Source organism: Labrenzia sp. PHM005, assembly GCF_006517275.1.
Lineage (GTDB): Bacteria > Pseudomonadota > Alphaproteobacteria > Rhizobiales > Stappiaceae > Roseibium.
In genome coordinates, this window is sequence record NZ_CP041191.1 from 1829498 (window position 1) to 1853968 (window position 24471).

At 55.4% G+C, this 24471-nt stretch carries 23 protein-coding genes; 8 read left to right on the top strand and 15 right to left on the bottom strand.

The window, feature by feature from the left end; all coding sequences use genetic code 11:
* Positions 1-9: 9 nt before the first annotated feature.
* The 10 genes from FJ695_RS08275 to FJ695_RS08320 all read right to left on the bottom strand — a co-directional run bounded on the left by FJ695_RS08275 (position 10) and on the right by FJ695_RS08320 (position 10676).
* Entirely contained in the window at positions 10-1911 is a 1902-nt protein-coding gene (locus FJ695_RS08275) for a beta-galactosidase (RefSeq protein WP_141184991.1), read from the bottom strand.
* An 8-nt stretch (positions 1912-1919) separates the two neighbouring features.
* Positions 1920-2759 carry an SMP-30/gluconolactonase/LRE family protein gene (locus FJ695_RS08280; RefSeq protein WP_141184992.1) on the bottom strand — a complete coding sequence of 280 codons (840 nt, stop codon included), beginning with the start codon at positions 2757-2759 and terminating at the stop codon, positions 1920-1922.
* A gap of 4 nt (positions 2760-2763) precedes the next feature.
* Positions 2764-3378 (bottom strand): 2-dehydro-3-deoxy-6-phosphogalactonate aldolase, encoded by a 615-nt coding sequence (locus FJ695_RS08285; protein ID WP_141184993.1) that lies wholly within the window; start codon positions 3376-3378, stop codon positions 2764-2766.
* Entirely contained in the window at positions 3375-4295 is a 921-nt protein-coding gene (locus FJ695_RS08290) for a 2-dehydro-3-deoxygalactonokinase (RefSeq protein ID WP_141184994.1), read from the bottom strand. The genes FJ695_RS08285 and FJ695_RS08290 overlap by 4 nt, the downstream gene beginning before the upstream one ends.
* On the bottom strand, positions 4292-5056 hold the full coding sequence (locus tag FJ695_RS08295) for an SDR family NAD(P)-dependent oxidoreductase (protein WP_141184995.1): 765 nt from the start codon (positions 5054-5056) through the stop codon (positions 4292-4294). Before FJ695_RS08295 ends, FJ695_RS08290 begins: the two co-directional genes overlap by 4 nt.
* A 57-nt stretch (positions 5057-5113) precedes the next feature.
* Positions 5114-7195 carry an alpha-galactosidase gene (locus FJ695_RS08300; protein ID WP_141184996.1) on the bottom strand — a complete coding sequence of 694 codons (2082 nt, stop codon included), beginning with the start codon at positions 7193-7195 and terminating at the stop codon, positions 5114-5116.
* Positions 7192-8040 (bottom strand): carbohydrate ABC transporter permease, encoded by an 849-nt coding sequence (locus FJ695_RS08305; RefSeq protein ID WP_141184997.1) that lies wholly within the window; start codon positions 8038-8040, stop codon positions 7192-7194. The genes FJ695_RS08300 and FJ695_RS08305 overlap by 4 nt, the downstream gene beginning before the upstream one ends.
* A gap of 1 nt (position 8041) precedes the next feature.
* On the bottom strand, positions 8042-8395 hold the full coding sequence (locus FJ695_RS08310) for an MmcQ/YjbR family DNA-binding protein (RefSeq protein ID WP_141184998.1): 354 nt from the start codon (positions 8393-8395) through the stop codon (positions 8042-8044).
* Positions 8392-9309: a carbohydrate ABC transporter permease gene (locus tag FJ695_RS08315; RefSeq protein WP_141184999.1), complete on the bottom strand. Its 918-nt coding sequence runs from the start codon at positions 9307-9309 to the stop codon at positions 8392-8394. Before FJ695_RS08315 ends, FJ695_RS08310 begins: the two co-directional genes overlap by 4 nt.
* A 104-nt stretch (positions 9310-9413) precedes the next feature.
* A complete protein-coding gene (locus tag FJ695_RS08320) occupies positions 9414-10676 on the bottom strand; it encodes an ABC transporter substrate-binding protein (RefSeq protein ID WP_141185000.1) in 1263 nt (420 codons plus the stop codon).
* Positions 10677-10795: 119 nt separating this feature from the next.
* On the opposite strand from FJ695_RS08320, the gene FJ695_RS08325 reads away from it, so the two are divergent.
* Together FJ695_RS08325 and FJ695_RS08330 are read left to right on the top strand one after the other, a co-directional pair.
* Entirely contained in the window at positions 10796-11575 is a 780-nt protein-coding gene (locus FJ695_RS08325; protein ID WP_141185001.1) for an IclR family transcriptional regulator, read from the top strand.
* Positions 11576-11601: 26 nt separating this feature from the next.
* The gene (locus FJ695_RS08330) at positions 11602-12663 is read left to right on the top strand and encodes an ABC transporter ATP-binding protein (RefSeq protein ID WP_141185002.1); all 1062 of its coding nucleotides are present in this window, start codon (positions 11602-11604) and stop codon (positions 12661-12663) included.
* Positions 12664-12681: 18 nt separating this feature from the next.
* Here the strand turns inward: FJ695_RS08330 and FJ695_RS08335 are convergent, their stop codons facing one another.
* On the bottom strand, positions 12682-13503 hold the full coding sequence (locus FJ695_RS08335; RefSeq protein ID WP_168206298.1) for an ABC transporter substrate-binding protein: 822 nt from the start codon (positions 13501-13503) through the stop codon (positions 12682-12684).
* Positions 13504-13791: 288 nt separating this feature from the next.
* On the opposite strand from FJ695_RS08335, the gene FJ695_RS08340 reads away from it, so the two are divergent.
* Complete coding sequence (locus FJ695_RS08340) at positions 13792-14688, top strand: dienelactone hydrolase family protein (RefSeq protein ID WP_141185004.1); 897 nt, start codon at positions 13792-13794, stop codon at positions 14686-14688.
* An 84-nt stretch (positions 14689-14772) separates the two neighbouring features.
* On the opposite strand, the gene FJ695_RS08345 is transcribed toward FJ695_RS08340, so the two are convergent.
* The 3 genes from FJ695_RS08345 to FJ695_RS08355 form a co-directional block, all read right to left on the bottom strand.
* Positions 14773-16137 carry a tryptophanase gene (locus tag FJ695_RS08345; protein WP_141185005.1) on the bottom strand — a complete coding sequence of 455 codons (1365 nt, stop codon included), beginning with the start codon at positions 16135-16137 and terminating at the stop codon, positions 14773-14775.
* Between the two features lie 258 nt (positions 16138-16395).
* Entirely contained in the window at positions 16396-17409 is a 1014-nt protein-coding gene (locus tag FJ695_RS08350; RefSeq protein WP_141185006.1) for a zinc-binding alcohol dehydrogenase family protein, read from the bottom strand.
* A gap of 102 nt (positions 17410-17511) precedes the next feature.
* Complete coding sequence (locus FJ695_RS08355) at positions 17512-17802, bottom strand: putative quinol monooxygenase (protein WP_141185007.1); 291 nt, start codon at positions 17800-17802, stop codon at positions 17512-17514.
* A gap of 102 nt (positions 17803-17904) precedes the next feature.
* Between FJ695_RS08355 and FJ695_RS08360 the strand changes: the two genes are divergently transcribed.
* On the top strand, positions 17905-18801 hold the full coding sequence (locus FJ695_RS08360; RefSeq protein ID WP_141185008.1) for a LysR family transcriptional regulator: 897 nt from the start codon (positions 17905-17907) through the stop codon (positions 18799-18801).
* Positions 18802-18866: 65 nt separating this feature from the next.
* Here the strand turns inward: FJ695_RS08360 and FJ695_RS08365 are convergent, their stop codons facing one another.
* Positions 18867-20264, bottom strand: coding sequence for an adenylate/guanylate cyclase domain-containing protein (locus FJ695_RS08365; protein WP_141185009.1), 1398 nt, complete (start codon positions 20262-20264; stop codon positions 18867-18869).
* 283 nt (positions 20265-20547) lie between these two features.
* Here FJ695_RS08365 and FJ695_RS08370 point away from each other — a divergent pair, with 283 nt between their 5' ends.
* The 4 genes from FJ695_RS08370 to FJ695_RS08385 all read left to right on the top strand — a co-directional run bounded on the left by FJ695_RS08370 (position 20548) and on the right by FJ695_RS08385 (position 24463).
* Positions 20548-21747, top strand: a complete 1200-nt coding sequence (locus FJ695_RS08370) for a substrate-binding domain-containing protein (protein WP_141185010.1) — start codon at positions 20548-20550, stop codon at positions 21745-21747.
* A 195-nt stretch (positions 21748-21942) separates the two neighbouring features.
* Entirely contained in the window at positions 21943-22713 is a 771-nt protein-coding gene (locus tag FJ695_RS08375; protein ID WP_141185011.1) for an ABC transporter ATP-binding protein, read from the top strand.
* The gene (locus FJ695_RS08380) at positions 22713-23438 is read left to right on the top strand and encodes an ABC transporter ATP-binding protein (protein ID WP_141185012.1); all 726 of its coding nucleotides are present in this window, start codon (positions 22713-22715) and stop codon (positions 23436-23438) included. Before FJ695_RS08375 ends, FJ695_RS08380 begins: the two co-directional genes overlap by 1 nt.
* Entirely contained in the window at positions 23435-24463 is a 1029-nt protein-coding gene (locus FJ695_RS08385) for a branched-chain amino acid ABC transporter permease (protein ID WP_141185013.1), read from the top strand. Before FJ695_RS08380 ends, FJ695_RS08385 begins: the two co-directional genes overlap by 4 nt.
* Positions 24464-24471 lie beyond the last annotated feature (8 nt).

The window sequence follows — 24471 nt, forward strand, 5'->3', positions numbered from 1 at the left end:
CTGCGTTCATTAGATTTTCTCAAATAACACACCGGCCGCTTCAATGCGTCCTGCAGGTGTTTCGGCCGGGGTTGCGCCGTAGTTGGTCCAGATCCTGAGGGCGTCTGTGTCCCGGCAGCGAACCCCGTCCTGAAGGTCCAGTGTCGACAACCCAACTCTGTTGCTTATCTGGCTAAATACCCTCATCCAGGTGATGTCATCACCCCAGCCGCCCACATAAGTTAGGTTGCCGGAGGAGACGGCAGCGGCTTGCCCGTCTTCCAGTTCAAGCAGCGTTTCGGCGGATCCTTCCAGCTCTTCCCTGTAGCCGGTAATGGTGCCACCGCCTTTGAGGGGCAGGGGCATGTCCGAACGGAGGCTTTCCACGCGTGAGACCGTGACATCAAGCCCCGGCATATCCGGAGGCAAGGGGACCGGTATGACCATATCGGCATTGCGGGCGGCGGTTCGCGGTCCCAGAACAACTTCAGCCTCCGCCTCGGCGAGTGCATTTTTCAAGTCATTCGGCATATAGATCATGCCCGGTGCGGCCACGATCTTGTAACCTGAAAAGTCGCGAGTTCCTGGGCGCAGGATGTCGACAGAAAACCCAAGTTTGCGCAGGGCCTTATAAGCATCGAACACCAGCTGGAAATAGCTGAGGCCTGCCCCATGCGGCTGGGTCGCCCAGGCAAAGTCGGCGTCATAATCAAAGATCAGGGCAACAGGTGCTCGCGGAGCAGAAACCTCCGGGGCATCGCGCAGTTCATCAGCGACTTGCCGGGCTTCGATCAACGCCGGTGCGTCGGCATTGTCCGGGCGGAGCATGCCAGCATGCATTTGTTCCTGTGCAAACGGCGCTTGCCGCCACCGGAAATAACAGACGGCTTCGGCGCCATGGGCATAAGCCTCCCAGGCCCAAAGGCGCATCATACCTGAAAGCGGCGCCGGATTATAAGGTGCCCAATTAACGGGTCCCGGCTGTTGTTCCATCACCCACCAACGGCCTTTTCCAACCGATCGGTATAAATCGTGATGGAACGCCTGAAAGTCTGGGTCTCCCTGGCGGGCATAAGTTTTTTGATGCTCAGCCGAAGCCCCGACACGATCTTCCAAAAAACCGAGCGGATAACTGTCCCAGGTCGCGATGTCCAGATCGTCCCCGACCTTGAAGTGATCGAAATCTGTGATCCGGCCCATATAATTGTGGCTGACCGGTGCATCGGAATACGCACGAATGATGTCGACTTGACGCTTGTTGAAGACGGCAACCTGATCAGACGAAAACCGCCGGAACGCCAGAGTATGAGACGGGTTTGGTTCGGTCACCGTGAGGTTCGGCAGATCGATTTCATCGAAGCTGTTGTAATCCATCGACCAGAAGACATTGCCCCAAGATCGGTTCAGGGCTTCGATGGTTCCATAGCGCTTTTCAAGCCACAGACAGAAGGCCGTGTGCGCGGCATCTGAATAGGAGATCGTGGTGTCGTGGCAGCCGTATTCGTTGTCAGTCTGCCAGGCGGCAACATAAGGGTTCTTGCCATAACGCTCGGCGGTCAATTTGACGATCCGGTCGCTTTCAGCCTTGTAGCCTTCATGGGAAAAACAATAGTGGCGGCGGGAGCCAAACTTGCGGGGGTTGCCGTCAGCATCAACGGCCAGCATGTCCGGATGTTTGTCGATCATCCAGCGCGGCGGCGTTGCCGTCGGTGTGCCAAGAACCACTTTGAGCCCGGCCTGGCCGAGTGTTTCGATGGCCCGGTCGAGCCAGTCAAATTTCAGGTCGCCCTGGGTAGGTTCAAGCCGCGACCAGGCGAATTCTCCGATCCGGACCCAGGTCAAACCGGTGTCCTTCATCCGGCGGGCGTCTGCTTCCCAGATTTCTTCCGGCCAATGTTCCGGATAGTAGCAGGTGCCAAGCGTACGTTTCATGTCAGTCTCTATAGAAGAACGCGGTGTTCGGCTTGTCCGGCAACAGCGGTTTCGACTGTAAAGGTCTTGCCGTCATCCTTGCCGTTTAATCCGTCGGTCGCAGATGTGGCGAAGAGTGTTTTCATATCCGGGTCGCCAAAGGCCGGGCAGGTCATCTGCGCTGCCGGATATGTGATCTCTTCAACAAAGGATCCGTCTGGCGCATAGCGGGCGAGACGGGACGCGCCCCATTGTGCATTCCAGAGATATCCGTCGCGATCAATCACCGCGCCATCTGGGTTGAGGTTCTCGTTTGAAAGATCAATGTGGAGTTCGTCGGCGGCTGCTGGCCAGCCATGCTCATCAAGCGCGACTTTGCGGATGCTTTGCGTCGCCGTGTCAGAAAAATAGGCAGTTTTTCCGTCCGGCGAGAAGCAAATCGCATTGGAAATGGTGATGCGGGAGAAGAGTTGGCGCAGTTCTCCCTGGTAATACCGGTAGATCGCTCCGGCGTCCTTTTCGGCGTTTTTGCCCATCGTCCCGATCCAGAACCCGCCATAGGGGTCGGCACGCCCATCATTGGAGCGGGTGACCGGATTGTCGGCTTCCAGCGGGCAAAGCAGTTGGTCTGCGCCGGTTTCGATATCAAAGAGAAACAGTTTGCTTTCGCTTGCAATCAGCAAAGCATGGTCGCTGATCCAGCCAGCAGCAGACACGTGCTCTTCAAACTGCCACGTTTTTTCGTTGTTATTTATCCGGCTAAGTAATTGCCTGTTCAGGATATCGAACCAAAAAAGTTGCTGGCGTTCCGGATGCCAAAGCGGGCCTTCACCCAAGAGACACTGCCGGTTGTCGAAAGTGCGTGTCATACGATTACTCGTTGGCTGCGACAGCAGCATCATAAGCCGCAACGATGGTGTTGGCCCGTATTTTGACCTCTTCCACAGTGAAGCCAGGTTGGTATAAGGCCGTGCCGATGCCAAAGCCTGTTGCGCCGACCCTCAGCCAATCTCCAAAATTGTTTGGACCTGCGCCGCCGACAGCATAGGTTTTGGTCTCCTTGGGCAGGACAGCGCGTACAGCTTTTAGGCCTTCCGGACCGATAAGGGATGCTGGGAAAAACTTTAGGCCGTCTGCTCCACTGCGCAATGCGCTGAAGCACTCTGTCGGTGTCATGACTCCAGGAAACGATGACATGCCTTCAGCTTTTGTGATCCGAATGACGTCCGGATTGCAGTCCGGGGACACGATCAGGGAGCCGCCTGCGGCTTTGACCTGATGGACCTGTTCTGTTTCAAGAACCGTTCCAGCACCGATCTCCGCCTTACCTTCATATGCCTTGGCCATTGCCGCAATGCTTGTCAGCGGATCCGGAGAGTTCAGCGGAACTTCGATTTTGTCGATCCCGGCATCCACAAGAACGTCCGTAATGGGCAGGGCTTCGTCTGGTGTTAGTCCGCGCAGGATCGCGATGATGTTGCGGCTCATGGTTTTTCTTTCAGGTGAGTTTTGTAGGCCAAGGTAAGTCCCGTCAATGTGAGAGTGTCCGCATCCAACGGGTCGCTCTTGTGTTCTAGGGCTGTGAGCGCCGTTGCATAGGCCTTGGCGATGGTATCGCTGCCAAGAATTGCTGTTTGTCTGAGATCGAATATGGGGGCCATGGCTGCCAGTTCCGCGCCGATTAGAAGGCCGGACAGCCGGCCACTTGCAGCTTGCGGCGATAAATTATCTACCAGGCCGGAGGCCCGAATTCCGAACAGTTCTCCGGTTAGCCGCTCAGGATGCTGCGCCATTTCAAGGACTGCTTCGGTAAAGGCAGTTTCGTCGAGAGCCTCGGTGGAAAGCCCATGCCGCAGAACCGACTGCTTGCGCAGCAAAGCATAAACCTCGCCGGTCATCGACGTACGGAAGCGGGTAATGACACCACTTTCCAGAGCGGCCCATTTGGTATGGGTGCCTGGCAAACACAAAAGGCCCTCAAAGTTCGGGCGGCTAGCCAAAAAACCGGCAATCTGGGTTTCTTCGCCCCGCATGACGTCTGCCGGAGACATTTGTTTGATGCCGGGAAGGATCCGGACGTCAAGGCGCGGATCATCGGTTGCAACCGTTGTCGCATCGTGGATGCCTGGAGGGGGGCAAGGCGCGGTTTTATAAGGCGCTTCGCTCCAGCCCTGCCGGGATCCGGCCATGCCGCAGACAATGATCGGTGTTGTTCGGCCGGCTGTCAGGCAGTCTTCGACCAACTCCAGCAATGCCGCTTCGAACTGATCTGGTGTGAGTGCGCCCATTCCTTTTTCAGACGACCGGTGCACGATTGGGCAATCGTCAGCACCGAGCGCCCAAATGCGGAGATTGGTTGTTCCCCAATCCGCGGCAATCCAGGCGATGTCTGCGTTGGAGGTCATCCCGTTACCACCACTCCACCGTCAACAACGAGCGATTGGCCGGTCATGGCCTTGCTGGCATTGGAGGCAAGGAACAGCACCGGGTCGATCATGTCTTCCGGCGCCAACTCGTCCTTCATGCACTGCCGGTCGATGTGGGCGCTCAAGGCTTCTGGTGTCACCCACATATCCTTTTGTTTTTGGGTCAAAACCCAGCCCGGAGCGACAGCATTGACGCGAATCCGATCTGGTCCGAACTCGCGCGCAAGGCTGCGTGTCAGCCCGTTGATGCCGGAATTGGCCGTCGTGTAGGCAGGATAACCCGCGTTGCCCATCATGTAGGAGATGGAGGTGAAGTTGATGATCGACCCGCCACCGGCAGAGCGCATTCCGGCAACAACGTGCTGGCAGGCAAAGAAATATGCCTTCAGATTGATCGCCTGAGCCCAATCCCAGAACTCTTCATCGACTTCTTCCGTCGTGTGTCGCTTGTCATTGGCTGCATTGTTGACAAGCACGCTGATTGCTCCGTGGGCTTTTGCAGCTTCGTCCATGGTGGCTTTTAATGCCGTCATATCGGTGATGTCGCACGGCAAAAACAGCGGCTTGTTGCCGTGTTTTGTTTCCATCTCTTCGCAAAAGGCTGTGGCATCAGACCGCTGGACAAAAGCGACCTTCGCACCTTGTGCTAAAAACCCGTCCGTTAAGGACGCTCCGATACCAGAGCCACCGCCGGTGATAAAAACCGACTTGTCCTTGAGATCTGGAAAATTCGCGTACATGAGACGCTTCCTTGTCTTGTTTGGCAGAATATGTTGCCGGAATTAGCTCTTCTGGCGTCAGGCTGACACCCTTTGACCTTCAATGACCCAGATTGTCTCCGGGAACCGCCAGGGCAGCGTCAGGCCATGCGACATCAAATATTGGCCGCTGACCGACATATCCTGGCTTTTGAGTAGAGGCGCGCCGCGCGAAAGGTGGTGTGCTTCATCGCGGTTTGCCAATGAGATCCTATAAAACGCTTGGGGGTCAAGACCTGCCAGCCGCACAGGGTAGGGTAGGATCTGGTCTGACGGCCTTGCCAGGGCCGCGAAAGCAGCGAATTTTTGATCGTCCTCCGCGACCTGAATTTCGGCGATGACGGCCGGATCAACGGTATCCAGGCGCAGGATGTCTGCGCTCATCAGCCAGTCCCGATTGGCTTTCCACCACTGGGTGACAGCCTTCAACGTTTCAGCTTCCTGGGGCGTCAGTTCGCGCGGATCCATCTCAAAACCCATGTGGCGCTGGGCTGCGGTCCAGGCGCGCAGGGACATGCCAATCACTCGGCCGGAGGTGTGGCAGTGGCGCGGGCCGACATGGGAGCCAGTAACAGATGCGGGCAGGAAGAGCGCTGCATCGTGCTGGATGCGTTGGCGCTCCAATGCATCATTGCTGTCCGACAGCCAAACGCGTTGAGTGCGTTCCAGAATGCCGAAGTCGATTCGTCCGCCACCGGACGAACAGCTCTCAAATTCGATATGCGGAAACGCCACTCGTAGCCGGTCAAACAGCTCATAAACACCGTCCGTCTGGGCAGCATCTACGATGGGCAGGACGCGGTTATGATCCCACTTCACATACCCGATCTTGTGGGCACCAAGGACAGCCGACATCTGATCGAACAGGTAATCGCGTACGTCGCGGCGCGCCATGTCGAGTACAAGTTGCTGGCGGCCACGTGTCTGGTCTGCCGGACCCAAAACCCATTCCGGATGCGCCCGGTAAAGGTCGCTGTCCTCATTGATCATTTCCGGCTCGTACCAGATACCGAACTCCATGCCCAAAGAGGTGACATGATCGATGAGCGGCGTGAGGCCGTTGGGGTACTTGCGCGGGTCTATTGTCCAGTCGCCAAGGGAGGTCGTGTCGTCGTCGCGTCTACCAAACCAGCCGTCGTCCAGAACAAAGCGTTCGGCGCCAAGCTCTGCAGCGCGATCCGCAATGGATTTTAGATCCTCAAGTTTGTGGTCGAAATAGATCGCTTCCCAGCAATTGTAATGAACCGGACGGGGTGTTCGGGCATCACGAACGATCTGCGTGCGCACATGACGCTGAAACCGGACTGCGGTTCCATTGAAGCCACTGTCGGAAAAGGTGGCATAAAGTGGGGCTGTTTCAAAGGACTTGCCTTTGGCCATGCTGCTGGTGGCATGACCAAATTGAACCTGGCGGCGCCCATCAGCCAATTCCTCAGCAACCATCTTGTGGCCGCCGGACCAGCCATAGTGAAAGGCGTAGGCGTCACCGGCGGTGTTGGACGTTGCCTTGCTGCAGACAATCAATCCTGGGAAATGTGCATGGTCTGTGCGGCCGGTCCGGTTGTCGCGGACCCTTGCTCCGGGCGCGACGGGCAGGCGGCACGTCTGAAACTCCGAACACCAGCGGCCGGAGAATTCGATCATCTCATTGGTGTGCGCCGGAGCGGGCAGAACCGGGGCTGCCAGCCAATCGACGATGATGTCGTCTTTGCTTTGAAGCCGGGTTTGGAGTCTGAGGAGCGATGTTTCAGCTGTGAGGCTCAAATCAAAGATGATGGTGAGACCGCACTCAGTATCTACAAACGTCAGGATGATCTGGTTGCCTGACTGTTCTTCTGAATGGATAACGAAGTTTGGACGAAGGACCGCCCCGTCCGCGTCCCGAACCGTCAAACCTGTTTGCCCTGGAAAGGTCCGAGACGCTTCCGGGCTCAAGCTGGTAGGCGCGTTTTCATCCACCATACCGCCGGTCACATCCATGATCGCGGCAGCAGCAAGGGGCTCCAGCGCTTCGCCGTCAGGCAGCGCAAGGCCCCAATAAACCACTTCCGGCAGTCTGCCATCGTGGCTTGCAAGAACCAGGCTCTGACGGTCATCGCCAAGGTGCCAGGTTTTGATCATTTGACGGCCCCGAGCGTCAGTCCGGCTATGAAGTGCCGCTGCATCAGGAAGAACATGGCAACTGGCGGGAGTGCTGCGACAATCGAACCGGCGCTCATCAGGTGATAGGCGGCGCGGTACTGCGCATTGAAAGAGGTAATGCCAGCGGTCACTGGCTGGCTTTCGACGCCTTGGGTCAGGACAATCGCCCAGAAATAGTCGTTCCAGATGAAAGTGAAGATCAAGACCGACAGCGCGGCAATCGCCGGTTTCATCAAAGGCAGCACGACGTACCAGAAGATCCGCCATTCCGCGACACCTTCCACGCGGGCAGCCTCGATCAGCTCAAAGGGCAGGGCGCGGATGAAATTGCGCATGAAGAGCGTGCAGAAGCCGGTCTGGAAAGCGATGTGAAACAGCACCAAGCCGGTGATGGTATTATAGAGACCCATCTGCAGTGTGAGATCGCGGACCGGAACCATTAGAATCTGGAACGGCACAAAGTTGCCGGCCACGAACATGAAGAAGATCCAAATGTTGGCCTTGAACTTATAGATGCCGAGGGCAAAACCGGTCATGCAGGAGAGAGCGACAGCACCGATGACTGTCGGGATGGTGATCTTGAACGAGTTCAAGAGATACTGCGGCATGTCAGAGCCGGTAAAGACCAGCCCGTAGTTGGTGAACCCCTCAAACGACGACGGCCAACCCCAATAGTTGGCGTTTGCGAAATCGGCATCCGGTTTGACCGAGAAAATCGCGACGGCGATCAAAGGCAAAAGCCACAAGATCAGTGCCAGCGGCAACAGCATCTTGTAGGTAATTTGCCAGGAGCGAGGGGTGCGTTCGATTGGCGTTGGAAACATGTCAGTTGTCCTCCCTTTGCGGAAGGCTTGCCTGGAGTTTTTTGGTCAAACTGGCGCGAATGATGTCGTAGGACACCGCTATTCTGTGTCGGAGTTCATCTTCAGGCGCATCCCATTCCAGCCGGACCCAGCTTTTGTGGAAGTAGGGCGCTCGAATCGCGGCACCGGCGTCGATCAATACACCGGCGGTTTCGATATCCGGGCACTTCACCGAGACACCGTCTCCTTTTGACCCGATACAAGCGAACATTTTGCCGTGGACTTTCCAGGCGTCATGCCCGCCGCCCCAGGGGTCTGATTTTTCAGCGCCAGGAAGTTTCGCGCAGATTTCATTGACGAGGTTCCGGCCGGTCATCGAGCCTTCTCCTCTTTGTATATGGACCAGAGGAAGTAGGCGATGAAAGCCAGCATGATCAGGAACAGGACAACGGCAATCGCCGCGCCATAGCCCATCCGGAAACCGTATTCGGAGAGCGCGACTTCAAACATATAGAAGCTGAGCACCCGGCTGGCGCCGAACGGGCCGCCGTTGGTCATGATCGAGATGAGGTCGAAAGAGCGTAATGCGCCGATGATGGTGACAACAAAAGCGATGAAGGTTGCGGGGCGCAACTGCGGAATGATGATGTACCAGAGCATGCGCCAGCCCTTGGCGCCATCCAGGCGTCCGGCTTCAATTTGCTCCGGGTCGACGGCGTTGAGACCGGTGAGATACAAAATCATGCAATAGGCTGTTTGCGGCCAGAGACCGGCCACGATGATGCCGATCGTGACGTAATCCTCGTCACCTAGCACGTTGATTGGTGGGATGCCGACAGATCCCAGAAGAACGTTCAGGATCCCGAACGTCGGATCATAAAACCAGGTGAACACCAGGCCGACAACCACTTGCGAAATCACGAATGGAAAGAAAAACAGCGATTTATAGAGCCGGATACCGGTGACAGTCTGGTTCAGGAAAAGCGCGATGAAGAGGCCGGCCGGAATGGCCGCAAGATAAAGAAGCAGCCAGATGACGTTATTTTTGAGCGATGTGTAAAACGCATCGTCCCAATAGAGTTCTTCGTAATTGTAAAGGCCGACAAATTCGGCCTGTCCAAGCCCGTCCCATTCATAAAGGGATAGGTTGAACGACTGGAAGATCGGAAAGATCACATAAAACAGGAAAAACAGGATGCCCGGCGCCAGGAAAAGCCATGGTGTCAGCTGCTGCTGGTTCTTGTGCCACCAGGAGCTCCGGCGGGTTTGGGCGTCAATCGTGTAGGCCATTTGAAAACTCACTTGGATGTGCCACTTGCAGCAATCCGGCTGGCAAACCGATCAGGAAAGACAGGGTGCCGTAGCACCCTGCCTGGACTTTCAAGTCAGTGCGATCAGTTGTCGTAGATACGCTTTGCGGAGCGGTCCAAACGGGCCAGGATCTTGTCCAGGTTGTCCGGCTTGACCATGAATTCCTGCATGCCCTCCATGGCAACTTTCGCCATTTCGGCCGGGGCGTCGCGATCAAAGAACTGGGCAACACCACCCGGGGAATTGGTCGACAGCATTTCAAAGCCCTGCTCAAGGAACTTGTCTTTGTCGACTGACGACTTGGCATTGACCGGCAGCTGGCCAAGATTTTTGCCGTCGTTGATCCAGGTCTGAACGTCCGCAGACACGACGTACTTTAGGAACTCGCGGGCGTTTTCCTTGTTGGTGGCGTTTGCCGGAATGTGGAACGTATCCGTTGGTGCGTCTTCTGCCTTTTCAACTCCCGGGGTGATTTCGACAAACTGATAGAAGTCGAGCTGATCGTCGGAGAGACCGGCATCGCGCAACGGTGCAACTGCAAAGTTCCCCATCAAGTACGCGGCTGCATCGCCCTTGACCATGAACGGCAGAGCTTCCTGCCAGGAATAGGTCTGGTGGTTGTCGATGAAGGCGCCCATGTCGATGAGCTCGCGCCAATTGGCAAAGGTCGCACGGACTTTTTCAGAATCCCATTTTTCCTTGCCAGTCAGCAGGTCCATGTGGAAGTCGAAGCCGTTGGTGCGCATGTTCAGGTAGTCGAACCAGCCGCCGGCAGTCCAAAGGAACTTGGTGCCGATCGTGTAGCACTTCTTCCCAGCATCAATGATTTTTTGGCAGTTGGCTTTTTCTTCCGCCCATGTTGCCGGTTCCGTAAGCCCTAGCTCGTCAAAGATGTCTTTGCGGTAATAAACGCCCCACTGATAGTAGGTGTAGGGTACGCCCCACTGCTTTCCATCAATGGTCATGGCGCCTTTGGTGGACGCAAGGTTCTCTCCAATTTCTGTCCCCTCCCAGAGATCAGAAACGTCTTCGAACAGGCCTGCCGCCACATAAGGCCGCATCCGGTTGGCTGCGTACCAGGTGTTCACATCCGGGGCATTCGCCGTCAGGAAGTTGCGGATCTGCGTTTTGTAGGCTTCCCGGTCAATCACCGTGGTTTCGATGTTGAGATCAGGGTTTTGAGCCTGAAAGTCCGCAATCATCTTCTCCATGGTTGCCCGTGGAGCTGGATTGGACGTGTCCAGGAATATTTTCAGATCGCCGGTCAGGCCATCAGCAAATGCGCCGCTGGTTGCCGTTGCCAAAATGGCAAGGGCTGCCGCGGACGTCTTCAACATGGAACGCATGGTTTCCTCCCTTAAGGTTCCATTATTTGAAACTTGGTTTTGTATATTGATACCTTGAGGCCGAGCGGTTAAGTTGTCAACAGGCTCGGCGCAAAGAAACGGGTTCGTGGAGGAGAAGAATGAACAAACAGGCCACCGGAGATGGAACGGTTGGGAAGGCGCTTGATGTGCTGGATATGGTGTCAGCCAAGGGCCGCCCTGTCCGGTTTTCCGAGCTTTTGAACGAGAGTTCCCATCCCAAGGCGACACTCTACCGGCTGCTGCAGACCCTGGTGAATCAGGGCATGCTGTCTTACGACGACATGCAGCAAACCTATTCTCTTGGCATTCGTCTGGTCCGGCTGGCTCATCAGGCTTGGCGGCAAAGTTCCATTGCACCGATTGCCCGGCCATTTGTCTCCGATTTGTCTGAAGCCGTTGGCGAAACGGTGCACCTGGCGCAGCTCGACAATGGCCAAGTGCTTTATGTCGACAAGCGCAATGCCAAAGACCCGATCGATATGTTTTCCCAAGCGGGCAAAGTTGGGCCGGGATACTGCACAGGCGTCGGCAAGGCCTTGATGGCGTATCTGGAGCCGGCGGAGCTGGACCGGGCGATCGCCAAACAATCTTTCTACAGATACACACCTGCAACATTGGCCGACGAAACGTCCTTGCGGGCGGACCTTGATAAAATCCGGGCAGAGGGTGTGGCCTATGACCGGGAAGAGCACGAACCGGAAATCATCTGCATTGCCGCTCCCGTTCTGTCACCAAAGGGGCGCCCGATCGGGGCCTTGTCCGTGACCACGTCGACCCGCAGAAAGAGCCTTGAAGAACTGGAAGAAGCGCGGCCAGCGCTTCTGGAGGCTGCCTCAAAAATCGCTGCTGCCGTCGCTGACTGGCAGTTCCCGGCTTAACCCCTTTCGTAAGGAAGAAGCGTTTTATGTCTGGTGTTACCCTAAGCAAAGCCGTGAAGCAGTATGGCGACGTCCAGGTTATTCACGGTGTGGATCTTCAGATTGACCATGGTGAGTTCTGTGTGTTTGTCGGACCGTCCGGCTGCGGCAAATCCACGTTGTTGCGCATGATTGCCGGTTTGGAAGAAACCACGGACGGCACCATCGAAATCGGCAAGCGGGACGTCACCAAAGTGGACCCGGCCGAGCGCGGTGTTGCCATGGTGTTTCAGACCTATGCGCTTTATCCGCATATGACGGTCGAAGAGAATATGGGTTTTGGCCTGAAGATGAACGGCCACCCGAAAGCCGAAATCTCAGAAAAGGTTGGTGAAGCGGCTCGTATCCTGAAGCTTGATCCTTATCTGAAACGCAAGCCGAAAGCGCTGTCTGGCGGCCAGCGCCAGCGGGTCGCCATTGGCCGGGCGATCGTCCGTGGTCCGGAAGTTTTCCTGTTCGATGAGCCGCTGTCCAATCTGGATGCGGAGTTGCGTGTCGACATGCGGGTCGAGATCGCCCGACTGCATAAGGACATTGGCGCGACGATGATTTATGTGACCCACGATCAGGTCGAGGCCATGACCTTGGCCGACAAGATCGTGGTGTTGCGCGCGGGCAAGATCGAGCAGGTCGGCTCACCGATGCAGCTTTATTCCGATCCGGACAACAAGTTCGTCGCCGGGTTCATCGGCTCTCCGTCGATGAATTTCGTAGAAGGCCTCGCGGAGGAGGGCGCAGTATCCGTTCCAGCTTTTGACGGCACGAAAGTGTCCACGTCTGTTGCTCTGCCGGCGGCTGGCCAGAAGGTTTTGGTTGGACTGCGTCCGCAACATCTTTTGATCGAACCCGCATCCGAAGGTGCCAAAGTAGACCTGTCCGAACAGCTTGGTGGTGTGGCTTATTCTTACCTGGTTTGTCCGACCGGTGAACGTGTAATTGTCGAAACCAAGGGTGAAGACGTTCCCGTTTCGGATGGTACGGTGTCTGTCACCTTCGATCCAGCAAATGCGTTCTTTTTTGACGCCAACACGGAACAGCGTTTGAGATGATCTGAAACGCGATTTAGATCAATTCGTTCCGCTATCAATAGGACCGGTCAGGTAGTCAAACTTACCGGTCTTTCTCACCGTTTGATAGGCCACAAAGAAACGGTCGATGATCCAATCAGCTGTGTTTCGATTAAACGCAAAACTCACGTGGGAACTGTCGGCAAGAAAGACCCGCTCGTAGTTTGACGGGTCAGCTCCAATGTTTCGGGCTTCGAGTTCAAAAGCGGTCCACCCCGTGACGACGAAATCAATTCGACCGGCTTCCAACATCTTCATGTTGATGTCAGCACGGCTATTTCGGGTCAAATGCTTCTGAGGAACCGCATGACGTTTTGCGAACAACTCGCTGGCGTCATCTATTATGACGCCAATTTGGTATTTATGCAGGTCTTTGGACGTTTGGATCTTATAATTCCGGCTCTTTTTACCAATGAAGTAGGTGCTGTTTTTTAAGATTGGTCCGACCCATTTGAAGAGATTTTCCCGCTCTGGGGTGCGCGTGGTTGAAAACAGAACCGTGTTTGGTTCGTTTTGCACCCTTAAGTATGCGCGTGCCCAGGGAAGCACTTGAACATCTTCTCGGCCCTGTTTGGAACCTGCCGCCTTGAGGATCGCCAACAGAAAGTCGACCGTAGACCCCTTGAGTTGACCGTTTTCAGTGTACTGGTAGGGTGCCCATTCTTCTGTCACGATATTCAGGTTCGGAAAAAGGTCCTCGGCTTGGGTGGTTGAAGTAAAGGGCAATTGCACCAGAACCAAACCACACCAAACTGCGACCACAGAAGCAGCCTGATTTAGAAAGGCATTTGCTCTCCCCTTGGGGCGCTCAGCAATGGTCACAATAACTCTCTCCAGTCTTCCGTCAGGATACATAGAATTATGTGATCGTTAAAAAAGCCTGTCGATGACGTTAGGCCTCAACATAAAGAATTTGGGTATCGGGCGATCCATACATTGCTAGAAAACCTAGGCCGCGCAGTTTGGCGGCGAAGACCTTATAAATCATGGACGTACGTTAGGGGGCGCGAGAAAACGCTGCATTGAAAACTGTGTCCCCAAAAATGCGACATAGCAGGCAATTTGTGCTTTTGTATTGTAAGTTTTATTTACATCGAAGGAATAAGGCGCATGGTGAAAATGGTGAGCTTGGGGCGTGTGCTCTCATTGATGGCTTTTGTATGTGTGCTCGCCGGAGGGGCGGGGCCGGTGTTGGCAGCCGATGTTACTGTTATCGAATTTCCGAGCGCATCTGCTCCACTAAGCAAGTTTAAAATCAGAAAGGCAAAGGCGAAAGGTATCGACCTGAAGCCCAAACCTGGTTTTCCAATTTCCGGCAAACTGCGCATACCAGAGGGCGAAGGCCGCTTTCCGGCATTGGTCTTGCTGCACGACTGCCAAGGTATTCAGGACTATCAGGACGCATGGGCCGAAACCTTCCGCCTTGCAGGATTTGCGACACTTCAAGTTGATAGTTTTTCCCCGCGGGAAGTGCAGGAGACGTGTGAAAATGTCTTGGGTGAAGGCGTCAGCGGCCGGGGAGGCGAACGGATAATGGATGCGTTTGGCGCGTTGTTCTACCTCAAGCAACACCCGAAAATTGATCCAGACCGGATCGGCGCAGTGGGATGGTCTCGCAGCTCAACCACGGGAAGCGCACTAAGGGATGGGTCACGCCAATTCTTTGATCATGGCTTCAAGGCGATCATATCATTTTATCCGAACTGTAAGTCGGTCGCTTCAGCGGTGTTCGCAGACCCAATCCTGATCCTGAACGCGGGCAAGAACGATTGGACCCAGCCCAGCCTTTGTACAAGTTTGGCGAATTCGGATGAAAATGTTGAGATTGTTGAGTTTCCGGATGCGCTCCAAGGGTTCGATGACCCGAAATGGGGAACTGAAACCGTTATGCCCGGATATCAAAACACCCTGAAGAGCCCAACCTTCGGCGTGACATTCGGGTTTGACGAAGTGTCTCGGCAAAAGGCCGAGGTCGCCGCCTTGGATTTTCTGAAAGACAAAATGTAGTCGGTTCTGTCACGCTGCTCAGGGGACGAGTATTTTGCAAGGTATCCGCGCGATCAGGTTGATCGCGCGGATACACGTTTTTGATTAGAGACGTTCGAAACTGCAGGTGAAGTGACGCATCAGTTTGGGTTGCCGGGAGATCCGGAAACCCTTGAGACTGTCCTTGATATCGACAAGTTCCTCAAACACTTCAATGATGTAATCTGCGTGGCTTTGCGTGTAGGTGCGCCGGGGAATGGCCAGACGCACCAAATCCATGGCCGCAGGTGCCTCGCTTCCGTCTGGGTGAGCGCCGAACATGACGGTTCCGATTTCACAGCCGCGAATGCCGCCGAGTTCATAGAGCGCAACTGCCAGTGCTTGCCCCGGATATTCCAGAGGCGGAATGTGCTCCAGCCATTTGCGGGCATCCACAAAGACTGCATGGCCGCCGGCAGGTTTGACGACCGGCACACCTAGAGCGTCCAGCCGCTCGATGATGTATTCGTTGGTGCGGATGCGGTAATGCAGATAATTCTCATCGACGATCTCGCTCAGGCCTTGCGCCAATGCATCCAGGTCCCGGCCAGCAAGGCCACCATAAGTTGGAAAGCCTTCTGTCCGGATCAGGTGTGTTCTGGCCTGTTCGGCAAGCTCATCATCATTGAGTGCCAGCCAGCCACCGATGTTGCCAAAAGCATCCTTCTTGGCACTCATGGTCATACCGTCGGCACAGGTAAAACAGTCTCGGACGATCTCCAGAATTGAGCGGTCCTGTTGGCCAGGTTCGCGCTGCTTAATGAACCAGGCGTTTTCGGCAAAGCGGCAGCCATCGATGAAAAACGGTTTGTTGTGGCGTTTGGCAAGCGCGGATACTCCGCGGATGTTTTCAAGGCTAACCGGCTGGCCACCACCGGCATTGTTGGTGATGGTGAGCATCACACAAGGCACGCTGTCGCGGTGTTCCTGAAGGTAGGCTTCCAATCGAGCCAGATCCATGTTGCCCTTGAAAGGATGCAGAGACGCCGGGTCGTTGCCCTCCGCAATCACAAGGTCGTGGCCCATTGCACCGGAAGATTCAATGTTGCCGCGGGTGGTGTCGAAATGGGTGTTGCTTGGAATATTGCGTCCAGGGCCGCCAAAAATCGAAAACAGAATGTCTTCGGCTGCGCGCCCTTGGTGAGTGGGGATCACATGCTTGAATGGGGCAAGGTTTTTGACCGCCGCTTCAAATCGGTAGAAGGACGGCGACCCGGCATAACTCTCATCGCCGCGCATCATGGCCGCCCATTGGGCCGAGCTCATGGCGCCGGTGCCGCTGTCGGTCAGAAGGTCGATCAGGACATCGTCGGAATGCAGGGCGAACATGTTGAAATGTGCCTCTTCGAGCAATCTCTGCCGTTCCTCGCGTGTGGTCATGCGAATGGGTTCGACGGATTTGATGCGGAAGGGTTCGATGATGGTCTTCATCAAAGGGCTCCTGATGTCGGCCCTTTGGAAATCGCGGCAACATATAACACGAGAGGGCCGAAGCGCCGCGGTTGCCCTTTAGAGGACCGCGCTCAGCGCCCAATCTGTTGCAAGGCCAAGCTATAAACTCCCGAGCTGGATAACAAGGCGCAAATTGGCGCAGCGGCAGTGGGCGAACAGGCACCAGAATTTGACCTGCCCAGACCAAACGAATGAGGCCTGGGTAGGTTCATGTCTGACTGTGGTCCGGTGGAACTCTTAAAAACCTTCGAGGACGAGTTTGCCTTTGGCCTTGCCGGTTTCCAGAAACTCATGTGCACTTTTCAGATTTGTTGCAGAGATGTTTCCAAGGGACTCCGTTGCCGTGGTTTTGATTTTGCCTGCATCCGCGAGTTTCGACACCTCGGTCAAGATATCGCTTTGGCGGATTATGTCTGCGGTCGCAAAGAGCGATCTGGAATACATGAACTCCCAATGGACCGAGATTGACTTGTGCTTGAACGGCATGATGTCAAAGCTTTGGGGATCGTCTATCAGTCCGAACCGTCCCTGAGGCGCCATGAACTCGGCGGCTTGAGCGGTGTAAGCATCGGATTGGTTGGTTGCGAAAACGAACGCTGGAGATCCAAGTCCAAGATCCGTGATTTGCCCGGTCAGATCTTTTGAATGATCCACCACATGGTGGGCGCCAAGATCCTTGACCCATTGCATGGTCTCGGGCCGTGAGGCCGTTGCGATAATCGTTACACCCGTTAAGGCCTTTAGCAACTGGATGGCGATGGAGCCAACGCCGCCGGCGCCTCCAATAATCACAATTGTGTTCGCTGCGCCTGGAACCGGATCGGTCACGCGCAAACGATCGAACAGCATTTCGTACGCGGTCAGGGTTGTCAGCGGAAGGGCAGCTGCCTCGGATGCTGAAAGCGATTCTGGCGCCTGGCCCACAATCCGTTCATCAACAAGATGATATTCAGAGTTGGTTCCCGGGCGGTTTATGGCACCTGCATACCAGACTCGGTCACCGGCGTTGAACTGCGTCGCATTGGCACCAGTTTCGACGACAGTCCCCACGGCATCCCAGCCCAGAACAGCTGGAGCGTCGCTTTCTGGGGGCCGGTTTTGCCGGATCTTGTAGTCTACTGGGTTTACCGAAACAGCTTCGACCTTCACCAATAGGTCGTGTCCGGTTGGGACAGGTTTTTCTGTTTCAAAATCAATCAGTGCGTCTGCGCGGTCGATTGGACCGGCAGTTCTATACCCAACAGCTTTCATGGGTGGTTCCCTTTATCTTGGAGACGGCAATTTGCCTCTTTTGTTCCGGCGCTCTAGAGAAAATGCATCTGCCGATACAGCGCAGAGATCCGTCGGGTCTCTTCAACCGATGTGCGTCATTTCATTTACGGTGAACTCGGCAACGGCGCCTTCGGTGGCCGCGAGATAGGCTGCCAGATGCGGAGCTTTCATATGGGCCTGCCACAACTCACGGGTTTCCCAATTTTCGTAGAACAGAAATTGGGCTGGATTTTCATTGTCCTGATGAAGGTCGTAATTGATACAGCCCGCTTCTTCGCGGGTGATGTCGATCAGTTTGAGGAGTTCCGTTTTCACAAGCTCTATTTTGTCTGATTGAGCCGTGATGTTAGCGACGATGGTCAGTTTGGACATTGGGCGGTCTTTCCGGTTCAAAATGTGTGGTGTGGAAATAGGAAATTGCCATTTCCGGATAAATGACTGAGTATCGGATTGTTAATCCGGAATATCCGCATAATGCTGTTAGATAACATCGCTCTCTTTTTGCTGATCGTCGAAAAAGGCAGTCTTGCCGCCGCAGGGCGTGAAAAAGGCCTGTCGCCGACAACCGTTTCTGAACGGTTGGTCGCGCTTGAAGCGCACTACGGTGTTGGTCTGCTGAACCGAACGACCCGCTCAATAAGCATGACTGAAGAAGGGCGAGTGCTTTTCGATGGGGCCAAAACAGTCTTGGCAGAGGTCGAAGATCTCGATACGCGCATTCGCCACGGCGCAGAAACCTTGTCAGGCCCGATCCGGATCAGTGCGCCGCTCGACACCGGACGAGTTGTCATTTCTGATGTTATTGCAGAATTTCTTGCCTGCCATCCGGCAATCACGATCGATCTGTCTTTGTCGGACGGGTATGTTGATATCGTCGGCCGCGGTTTTGATATCGCGGTCCGGTATGGGACCATCACGGACAGCACGTTGCGGATCCGGCCACTTGGACCAGTTCGCCGAATTGTCTGTGCCTCTCCTGCTTATCTTGAAAGAAACGGTGTGCCTGCGGAGCCACAGGATCTCCTTGACCACAATTGTGTCCTGATGCGGTTTGGCTCAGGTGTCGACAATATTTGGCATTTAGGATCCGGCCAGAACGAATATGTGATTACAGTCCGCGGCGACCGGGTGTCCGATGATGGAGGTTTGGTTCGTCAGTGGGCATTGTCGGGATATGGCGTTGCGATGAAATCGGAAATTGATGTCGGTCCGGACATCAAATCAGGAAAGCTGGTCGAGGTTTTGGAAGCGTATCGGCCTCCGCCTGCGCCTCTTCAGATCATGTTTCCGCCTGGGCGAGCGCAGCCACGCCGGGTAAGGGCCCTTGCCAGGGAAATCCAAAGGGCGGTCACAACGCGATTGTCAGATTAGCCGGTCAAGATTTCTGCGACCATTTTAAGCCACTCCGAAAACACCGTTCAGGTACAAGTCAGCCATCAAAGTGTCCAAACATCGATGGATGTTTTCCGGCCCCTCAGTTTTATTGCTTCTTTGGCTGAAAACTCCGTGGCGGGTTCTTCGGTGTTGTCATTCATATACCCGGCGCGTTTCATCAATTCTTCGCTGACCACGCATTTGCAGCCCAATTCGCGCGTTGACGCTTCCAAACGGCTTGCGACGTTGACCGTGTCACCGACCACTGCGAACTCCAGCCGCCTGGAGGGGCCGATATCACCCAGGATTACAGGTCCGAAATGAACACCAATGGATATTTGGACCGGGGCCAGCCCTTTTGCTGCTTGTTCGATGTTGAAAGCTTCTGTTTCTTCCAGTAGCTGCCTGGCGGCTTTCAGTGCATTGGCCGCATCACCTGGTTTGGTTTCCGGTGTGCCAAAGGTCGCCATCACGCCATCCCCGAGGTATTTGTCCAGCGTGCCGCCGTTTTGAAAAATGACCCGTTCGACCAAAGCGTGATAGTTGCGCAACAAATCCATGACCTGTTTCGGAGAATGCTGTTCGGCAAATTCTGTGAAGCCAACGATGTCTGAGAACAGCACGGCCACATCTTGAGTGCGCACCGCGCCAATGTCGCGTTCGGTGGATGCCAGAACATCAACCAGGCTGGACGGGAAGTAGCGCGAAAGATTTGCGCGCTCTGCCGCAATATCTGCCTGACGTCTCAAAAGCTGATTTGACCGCCATCCTTTAAGAGCCAGAATCGCGGCGACCATCAGAAAGATGATGATTTCCTGGGCCCGGACACCTGGCTGAACACTGTTGGGATCCAGCTCTCCAGCAGTGATCGGATAGCCTTCGAGTGCGGTTGCGGTGGCGGTGCTGAGCTCCGGGACCGTGTGGCCAAGCCAGGAAACGCCAAGCACTCCGATCAGCCAAAGCACGGCCACCCAGACGCCAATTGCCCAAACTGTCCGCCACGAATAGGCAAGCGTTCCAACAGCAAGGATGATGAAAAAATAAATGAAATTGTCGAACCGGTAGACAATGGCCCCTGGCAGGTCTTCGCTAATAAACGGATTTGTCGTTGAGAAAAGCGCCGTCAGAAGTACGAGATCCAAAAAAATCAGCAAAAGTTCTGACTTTGAGTATCCGACGCGCGCCATGCGCAGCTGGAGCCAGCCGAGTGCGATGAAAAGCAGAACCCAAGCTTGGTAATAAAGGGCGCTCCAGGTTGGATTGAGAAACGGTATCAGAAGGACAACCAACCCTAACGCGATTGTTCTGGCAATCACCGCCAGCCGGTGCCCTTCCATTTTTTCCTTCTCAAGGGCTTGTGACAGGAACTGGTTCGCTTCCGCTTGTTGGTCTTCCTCTTCCCGCAATCGACGGAGTTTAGCGAAAAACCTGAAGGGTGAAGGTGTTTTGAGAGCTGGCATACTCAATCCATGACGCTGCGGTCTATGTCGCGACTATCATTCAATTTGGGTCGATATGAAACCGGTTCAATCGGGCTTTTGAGCAAATTTACGAATGAGCCTTTTGTGCTGAGGTAATGGAGATTTTCTGAGGACGCGAGATTTTCCATAGAACGTTCCTTGACATGAATACTGATTCAGGTTTCATATACGGCAGTTGCGGGGAGGCGCTGGCAGCGGATGTCGGCTGCGTGAGGATGCGTCGATCGGAAGAGAGACCCTGCACCAACGGGAGGAACTTTTTATGACGATCCGCGTTTCACGCTGGGCCGTGCCGCTTGCGGCTGGGCTCGGGCTTCTGACTGCAACGTCCTTTGCTGCAATGGCCGAGGACATCAAGATTGCGCATGTCTATGGCAAGACGGGCCCGTTTGAGGCCTATGCCAAGCAGTCGCACACCGGCCTGATGATGGGTCTGGAATATGCCACCGACGGCACAATGGAGATTGACGGCCGCAAGATCGTCGTCATCGAAAAAGACACTCAGCTGAAGCCGGATATCGGCAAGGCTGCTCTTGCAGAAGCTTATGGCGATGACGAAGTTGATGTCGCTGTTGGGCCGGTGTCTTCCGGAGTGGCGCTCGCGATGCTTCCGGTCGCAGAAGAATACGAAAAGCTGCTGATTGTTGAGCCCGCCGTGGCCGACAGCATCACCGGTGAGAACTGGAACCGATATGTGTTCCGGACATCCCGGAACTCCTCGCAGGATGCGATCGCCAACGCAGTTGCGCTTGGCAAGGAAGGTGTATCCATCGCAACGCTTGCCCAGGACTATGCCTTTGGCCGTGACGGTGTCGCAGCGTTTAAAGAGGCTTTGGCCGGCACCGGCGCCAAGCTGGTGTTTGAAGAATATGCTCCGACCGACACGAAAGACTTCACTGCAAACGCGCAGCGGGTGTTTGATGCGCTGAAAGATGAGCCAGGCCGCAAGTTCCTGTTTGTCATTTGGGCCGGTGGCGGCAACCCGATCTCCAAGATCAAAGCCATGGAGCCGGAGCGGTTCGGTGTTGAGATCGCCACGGGCGGCAACATTCTGGCGGCGATGAAGGCCTACAAAGAACTTCCGGGCATGGAAGGCGCCACCTACTACTACCATGAGATCCCGCAGAATCCGGTCAACGACTGGCTCGTTTCTGAACACCAGAAGCGCTTCAACTCCCCGCCGGACTTCTTCACCGCTGGTGGCATGACAGCAGGTCTGGCCGTGGTGGAAGCCATCAAAAAGGCGGGCTCAACGGACACCGAAGAGCTGATCGCCACCATGGAAGGCATGGAATTTGAAACGCCGAAAGGCACTATGAAGTTCCGTGCTGACGACCATCAGGCTCTGCAGTCCATGTATCACTTCAAGATCAAGGTTGATCCGGATGTTGAGTGGGGCATTCCGGAGCTGGTCCGCGAGCTGAAGATTGAGGACATGAACATCCCGGTCCGCAACAAGTAAGCTGCCTCAACAAAGCTTAAGCAAAGTTGCCTCTCCCATTGGGAGGGGCTGGAGCGAAGCTCCGGGTGAGGAGATGTATCTTATCCTGTGTGATAGGCACGATCTTCTCAACCCGCCTCTCTCTAGTTTGGGGGGAGGTTGGCCGCTGAACAAAAAATCCGAAAACCTATTCCCGAAAAAAACGGATCAGTTCCCGTGACCAAAGAACATCCAATTCTGGAAACGAAAGAGCTCACCATCCGTTTTGGCGGGCATGTTGCGGTCGATCATGTGTCCTGCGCTTTTGAGCGCGGCACGCTGACCGCCATTGTCGGGCCCAATGGTGCCGGCAAGACCACCTATTTTAACTTGATGTCCGGACAGCTGCCCGCGACCAGCGGAACGGTGCTTTTGAACGGTGAAAACATCACCCGCATGTCGGTGCCGGAGCGGACTGACAAGGGCATTGGCCGCGCATTCCAGCTGACCAACCTGTTTCCGACCCTGACTGTGCGCGAAAATGTTCGTCTGGTGGCTCAGGCCAAGGCCCGCAAGGGGTTCGACATGCTGTCGATCGCTGAAAGCCATATTGAGCTGCTTGAGCGTGCTGATCATGTTTTGAACGAAGTCCGCTTGATCGATCAGGCTGATCAGGTGGTCTCCGCATTGCCGCATGGCGATCAGCGCAAACTGGAAGTCGCTATGCTGATCGCGCTGGGGCCTCAGGTGTTGATGTTCGACGAACCAACGGCTGGCATGAGCGTCGATGAAGTGCCAGTGATCCTGGAACTGATCCAGAAGCTGAAAGCCGACATGGACCGCACGATCTTGCTCGTGGAACACAAGATGGATGTCATCCGTTCGCTGGCCGATCGGATCATTGTTCTGCACAACGGCGCATTGGTGGCAGACGGAGATCCAGCCGAAGTGATCGCCTTGCCAGTTGTTCAGGAAGCTTATCTCGGCAAGACACCGGAGGCCGCGTAATGACCAACACGCTTTTGTCTCTTGCCGGTGTTCACACCCACATCGGCCCCTACCACATTCTTCAAGGTGTGGATTTGAAGGTGCCTGAGGGCGGTGTCACGGTGCTGCTCGGCCGCAATGGTGCGGGCAAAACAACGACCTTGCGCACCATCATGGGCCTTTGGACCGCGAGCCAGGGCGAAATCCATTTCGCCGACCACGATATCACCAAACTCGACACCCCCTCCGTTTCCAGGCGCGGCATTGCCTTCGTGCCGGAAGACATGGGGATCTTCACCGATCTGACGGTGGAGGAAAACATGATCCTGGCCGCCGCCAGCGGTGCGCTGGACGAAAAGCGCCTCTCCTGGATCAAGGAGTTGTTTCCACCAATTGGCAGCTTCTGGAATTCGTCGGCCGGAACGCTCTCCGGCGGCCAGAAGCAGATGCTGTCGGTTGCCCGGGCCATCATCGAACCGCGCCGCCTGATCCTGATCGATGAGCCGACCAAGGGCCTCGCTCCGGCGATCATCAACGCGATGACCGATGCGCTCCGGGAGTTGAAAGAAACCGACACCACGATCTTGCTGGTGGAACAGAATTTTTCCATGGCCTCCAGCATCGGCGACACGGTCGCCGTAATGGATGACGGCCGGATTATCCATTCCGGCGACATGGCGGAGCTGGCTGCCAATGCCGCCTTGCAGGAGAAGCTGATGGGACTGAGTCTGGAGGCGCATCAATGAGTGACACAACGATCAAGCCGCGCATCGAAAAGGTGCCGCTCAGCGAACAACTCACACAGAAACTTCCGGTCTTCCTGGTTCCGATTCTCGCACTTGCCGGGTTGATCGCGATTGGCAATCCAGCCTCATGGCTCACATTGACCGTGGCCGGTCTGGCGATGGGCATGATGATCTTTATCATGGCCTCTGGTCTGACCGTCGTCTTTGGGTTGATGGACGTCATCAACTTCGGCCACGGGGCCTTTGTGGCCGTCGGAGCCTTTGTTGGCTTTTCAGTTCTGGCATGGCTTGCCGGCTGGACGGCGTCGCCAAGCGTGATGCTGAACCTGACCGCTGTTCTGATCGCCATTCTGGCCGCGATGCTCGTCACGGGCCTTCTCGGATATGCCTTTGAACGTGTCATCGTCATGCCGGTTTATGGCGAACACCTGAAACAGATCCTGGTGACCATGGGCGGCCTGATTGTGGCCCAGCAGATGATCCACGTGGTCTGGGGCCCCGACGAACTCCACATTTCCCGCCCTGAAGCGCTGCAGGGGGCGATTGTTCTGGGCGAAGCGGCCATTGAGAAATACCGGCTTGTGGCCGTCGGCATCGGCCTCGCGCTGTTTGTTGGCATGCGCCACATCCTGAAGAACACCAAGATTGGTCTTCTGGTTCGCGCCGGTGTCGAAAACGGAGAAATGGTCGAAGCTCTTGGCTACAAGATTCGCCGCCTGTTTCTGATTGTCTTCATGACAGGCTCGGCGCTTGCGGGTCTCGGTGGAGTGATGTGGGGGCTTTATCAGGAGACAATCACCGCGCATATGGGCTCCGAAATCATGGTGCTGGTGTTCATCGTCGTCATCATCGGTGGCCTCGGATCCGTCGAGGGCTGTTTTATCGGCGCGCTGCTGGTCGGCCTGCTCGCCAATTACACCGCCTTCCTGGCGCCCAAAGTCGCATTGGTCTCCACCATCGCGCTGATGGTGGTGGTTCTGATGTGGCGTCCGCAAGGGCTCTATCCGGTCGTCAAGGCGAAGTAGGGACAAGA

Coding starts and splice junctions, on each gene's coding strand:
- FJ695_RS08275 (WP_141184991.1), bottom strand. CDS start 1,911: ATGAAACGTACGCTTGGCACCTGCTACTATCCGGAACATTGGCCGGAA.
- FJ695_RS08280 (WP_141184992.1), bottom strand. CDS start 2,759: ATGACACGCACTTTCGACAACCGGCAGTGTCTCTTGGGTGAAGGCCCG.
- FJ695_RS08285 (WP_141184993.1), bottom strand. CDS start 3,378: ATGAGCCGCAACATCATCGCGATCCTGCGCGGACTAACACCAGACGAA.
- FJ695_RS08290 (WP_141184994.1), bottom strand. CDS start 4,295: ATGACCTCCAACGCAGACATCGCCTGGATTGCCGCGGATTGGGGAACA.
- FJ695_RS08295 (WP_141184995.1), bottom strand. CDS start 5,056: ATGTACGCGAATTTTCCAGATCTCAAGGACAAGTCGGTTTTTATCACC.
- FJ695_RS08300 (WP_141184996.1), bottom strand. CDS start 7,195: ATGATCAAAACCTGGCACCTTGGCGATGACCGTCAGAGCCTGGTTCTT.
- FJ695_RS08305 (WP_141184997.1), bottom strand. CDS start 8,040: ATGTTTCCAACGCCAATCGAACGCACCCCTCGCTCCTGGCAAATTACC.
- FJ695_RS08310 (WP_141184998.1), bottom strand. CDS start 8,395: ATGACCGGCCGGAACCTCGTCAATGAAATCTGCGCGAAACTTCCTGGC.
- FJ695_RS08315 (WP_141184999.1), bottom strand. CDS start 9,309: ATGGCCTACACGATTGACGCCCAAACCCGCCGGAGCTCCTGGTGGCAC.
- FJ695_RS08320 (WP_141185000.1), bottom strand. CDS start 10,676: ATGCGTTCCATGTTGAAGACGTCCGCGGCAGCCCTTGCCATTTTGGCA.
- FJ695_RS08325 (WP_141185001.1), top strand. CDS start 10,796: ATGAACAAACAGGCCACCGGAGATGGAACGGTTGGGAAGGCGCTTGAT.
- FJ695_RS08330 (WP_141185002.1), top strand. CDS start 11,602: ATGTCTGGTGTTACCCTAAGCAAAGCCGTGAAGCAGTATGGCGACGTC.
- FJ695_RS08340 (WP_141185004.1), top strand. CDS start 13,792: ATGGTGAAAATGGTGAGCTTGGGGCGTGTGCTCTCATTGATGGCTTTT.
- FJ695_RS08345 (WP_141185005.1), bottom strand. CDS start 16,137: ATGAAGACCATCATCGAACCCTTCCGCATCAAATCCGTCGAACCCATT.
- FJ695_RS08350 (WP_141185006.1), bottom strand. CDS start 17,409: ATGAAAGCTGTTGGGTATAGAACTGCCGGTCCAATCGACCGCGCAGAC.
- FJ695_RS08355 (WP_141185007.1), bottom strand. CDS start 17,802: ATGTCCAAACTGACCATCGTCGCTAACATCACGGCTCAATCAGACAAA.
- FJ695_RS08360 (WP_141185008.1), top strand. CDS start 17,905: ATGCTGTTAGATAACATCGCTCTCTTTTTGCTGATCGTCGAAAAAGGC.
- FJ695_RS08365 (WP_141185009.1), bottom strand. CDS start 20,264: ATGCCAGCTCTCAAAACACCTTCACCCTTCAGGTTTTTCGCTAAACTC.
- FJ695_RS08370 (WP_141185010.1), top strand. CDS start 20,548: ATGACGATCCGCGTTTCACGCTGGGCCGTGCCGCTTGCGGCTGGGCTC.
- FJ695_RS08380 (WP_141185012.1), top strand. CDS start 22,713: ATGACCAACACGCTTTTGTCTCTTGCCGGTGTTCACACCCACATCGGC.
- FJ695_RS08385 (WP_141185013.1), top strand. CDS start 23,435: ATGAGTGACACAACGATCAAGCCGCGCATCGAAAAGGTGCCGCTCAGC.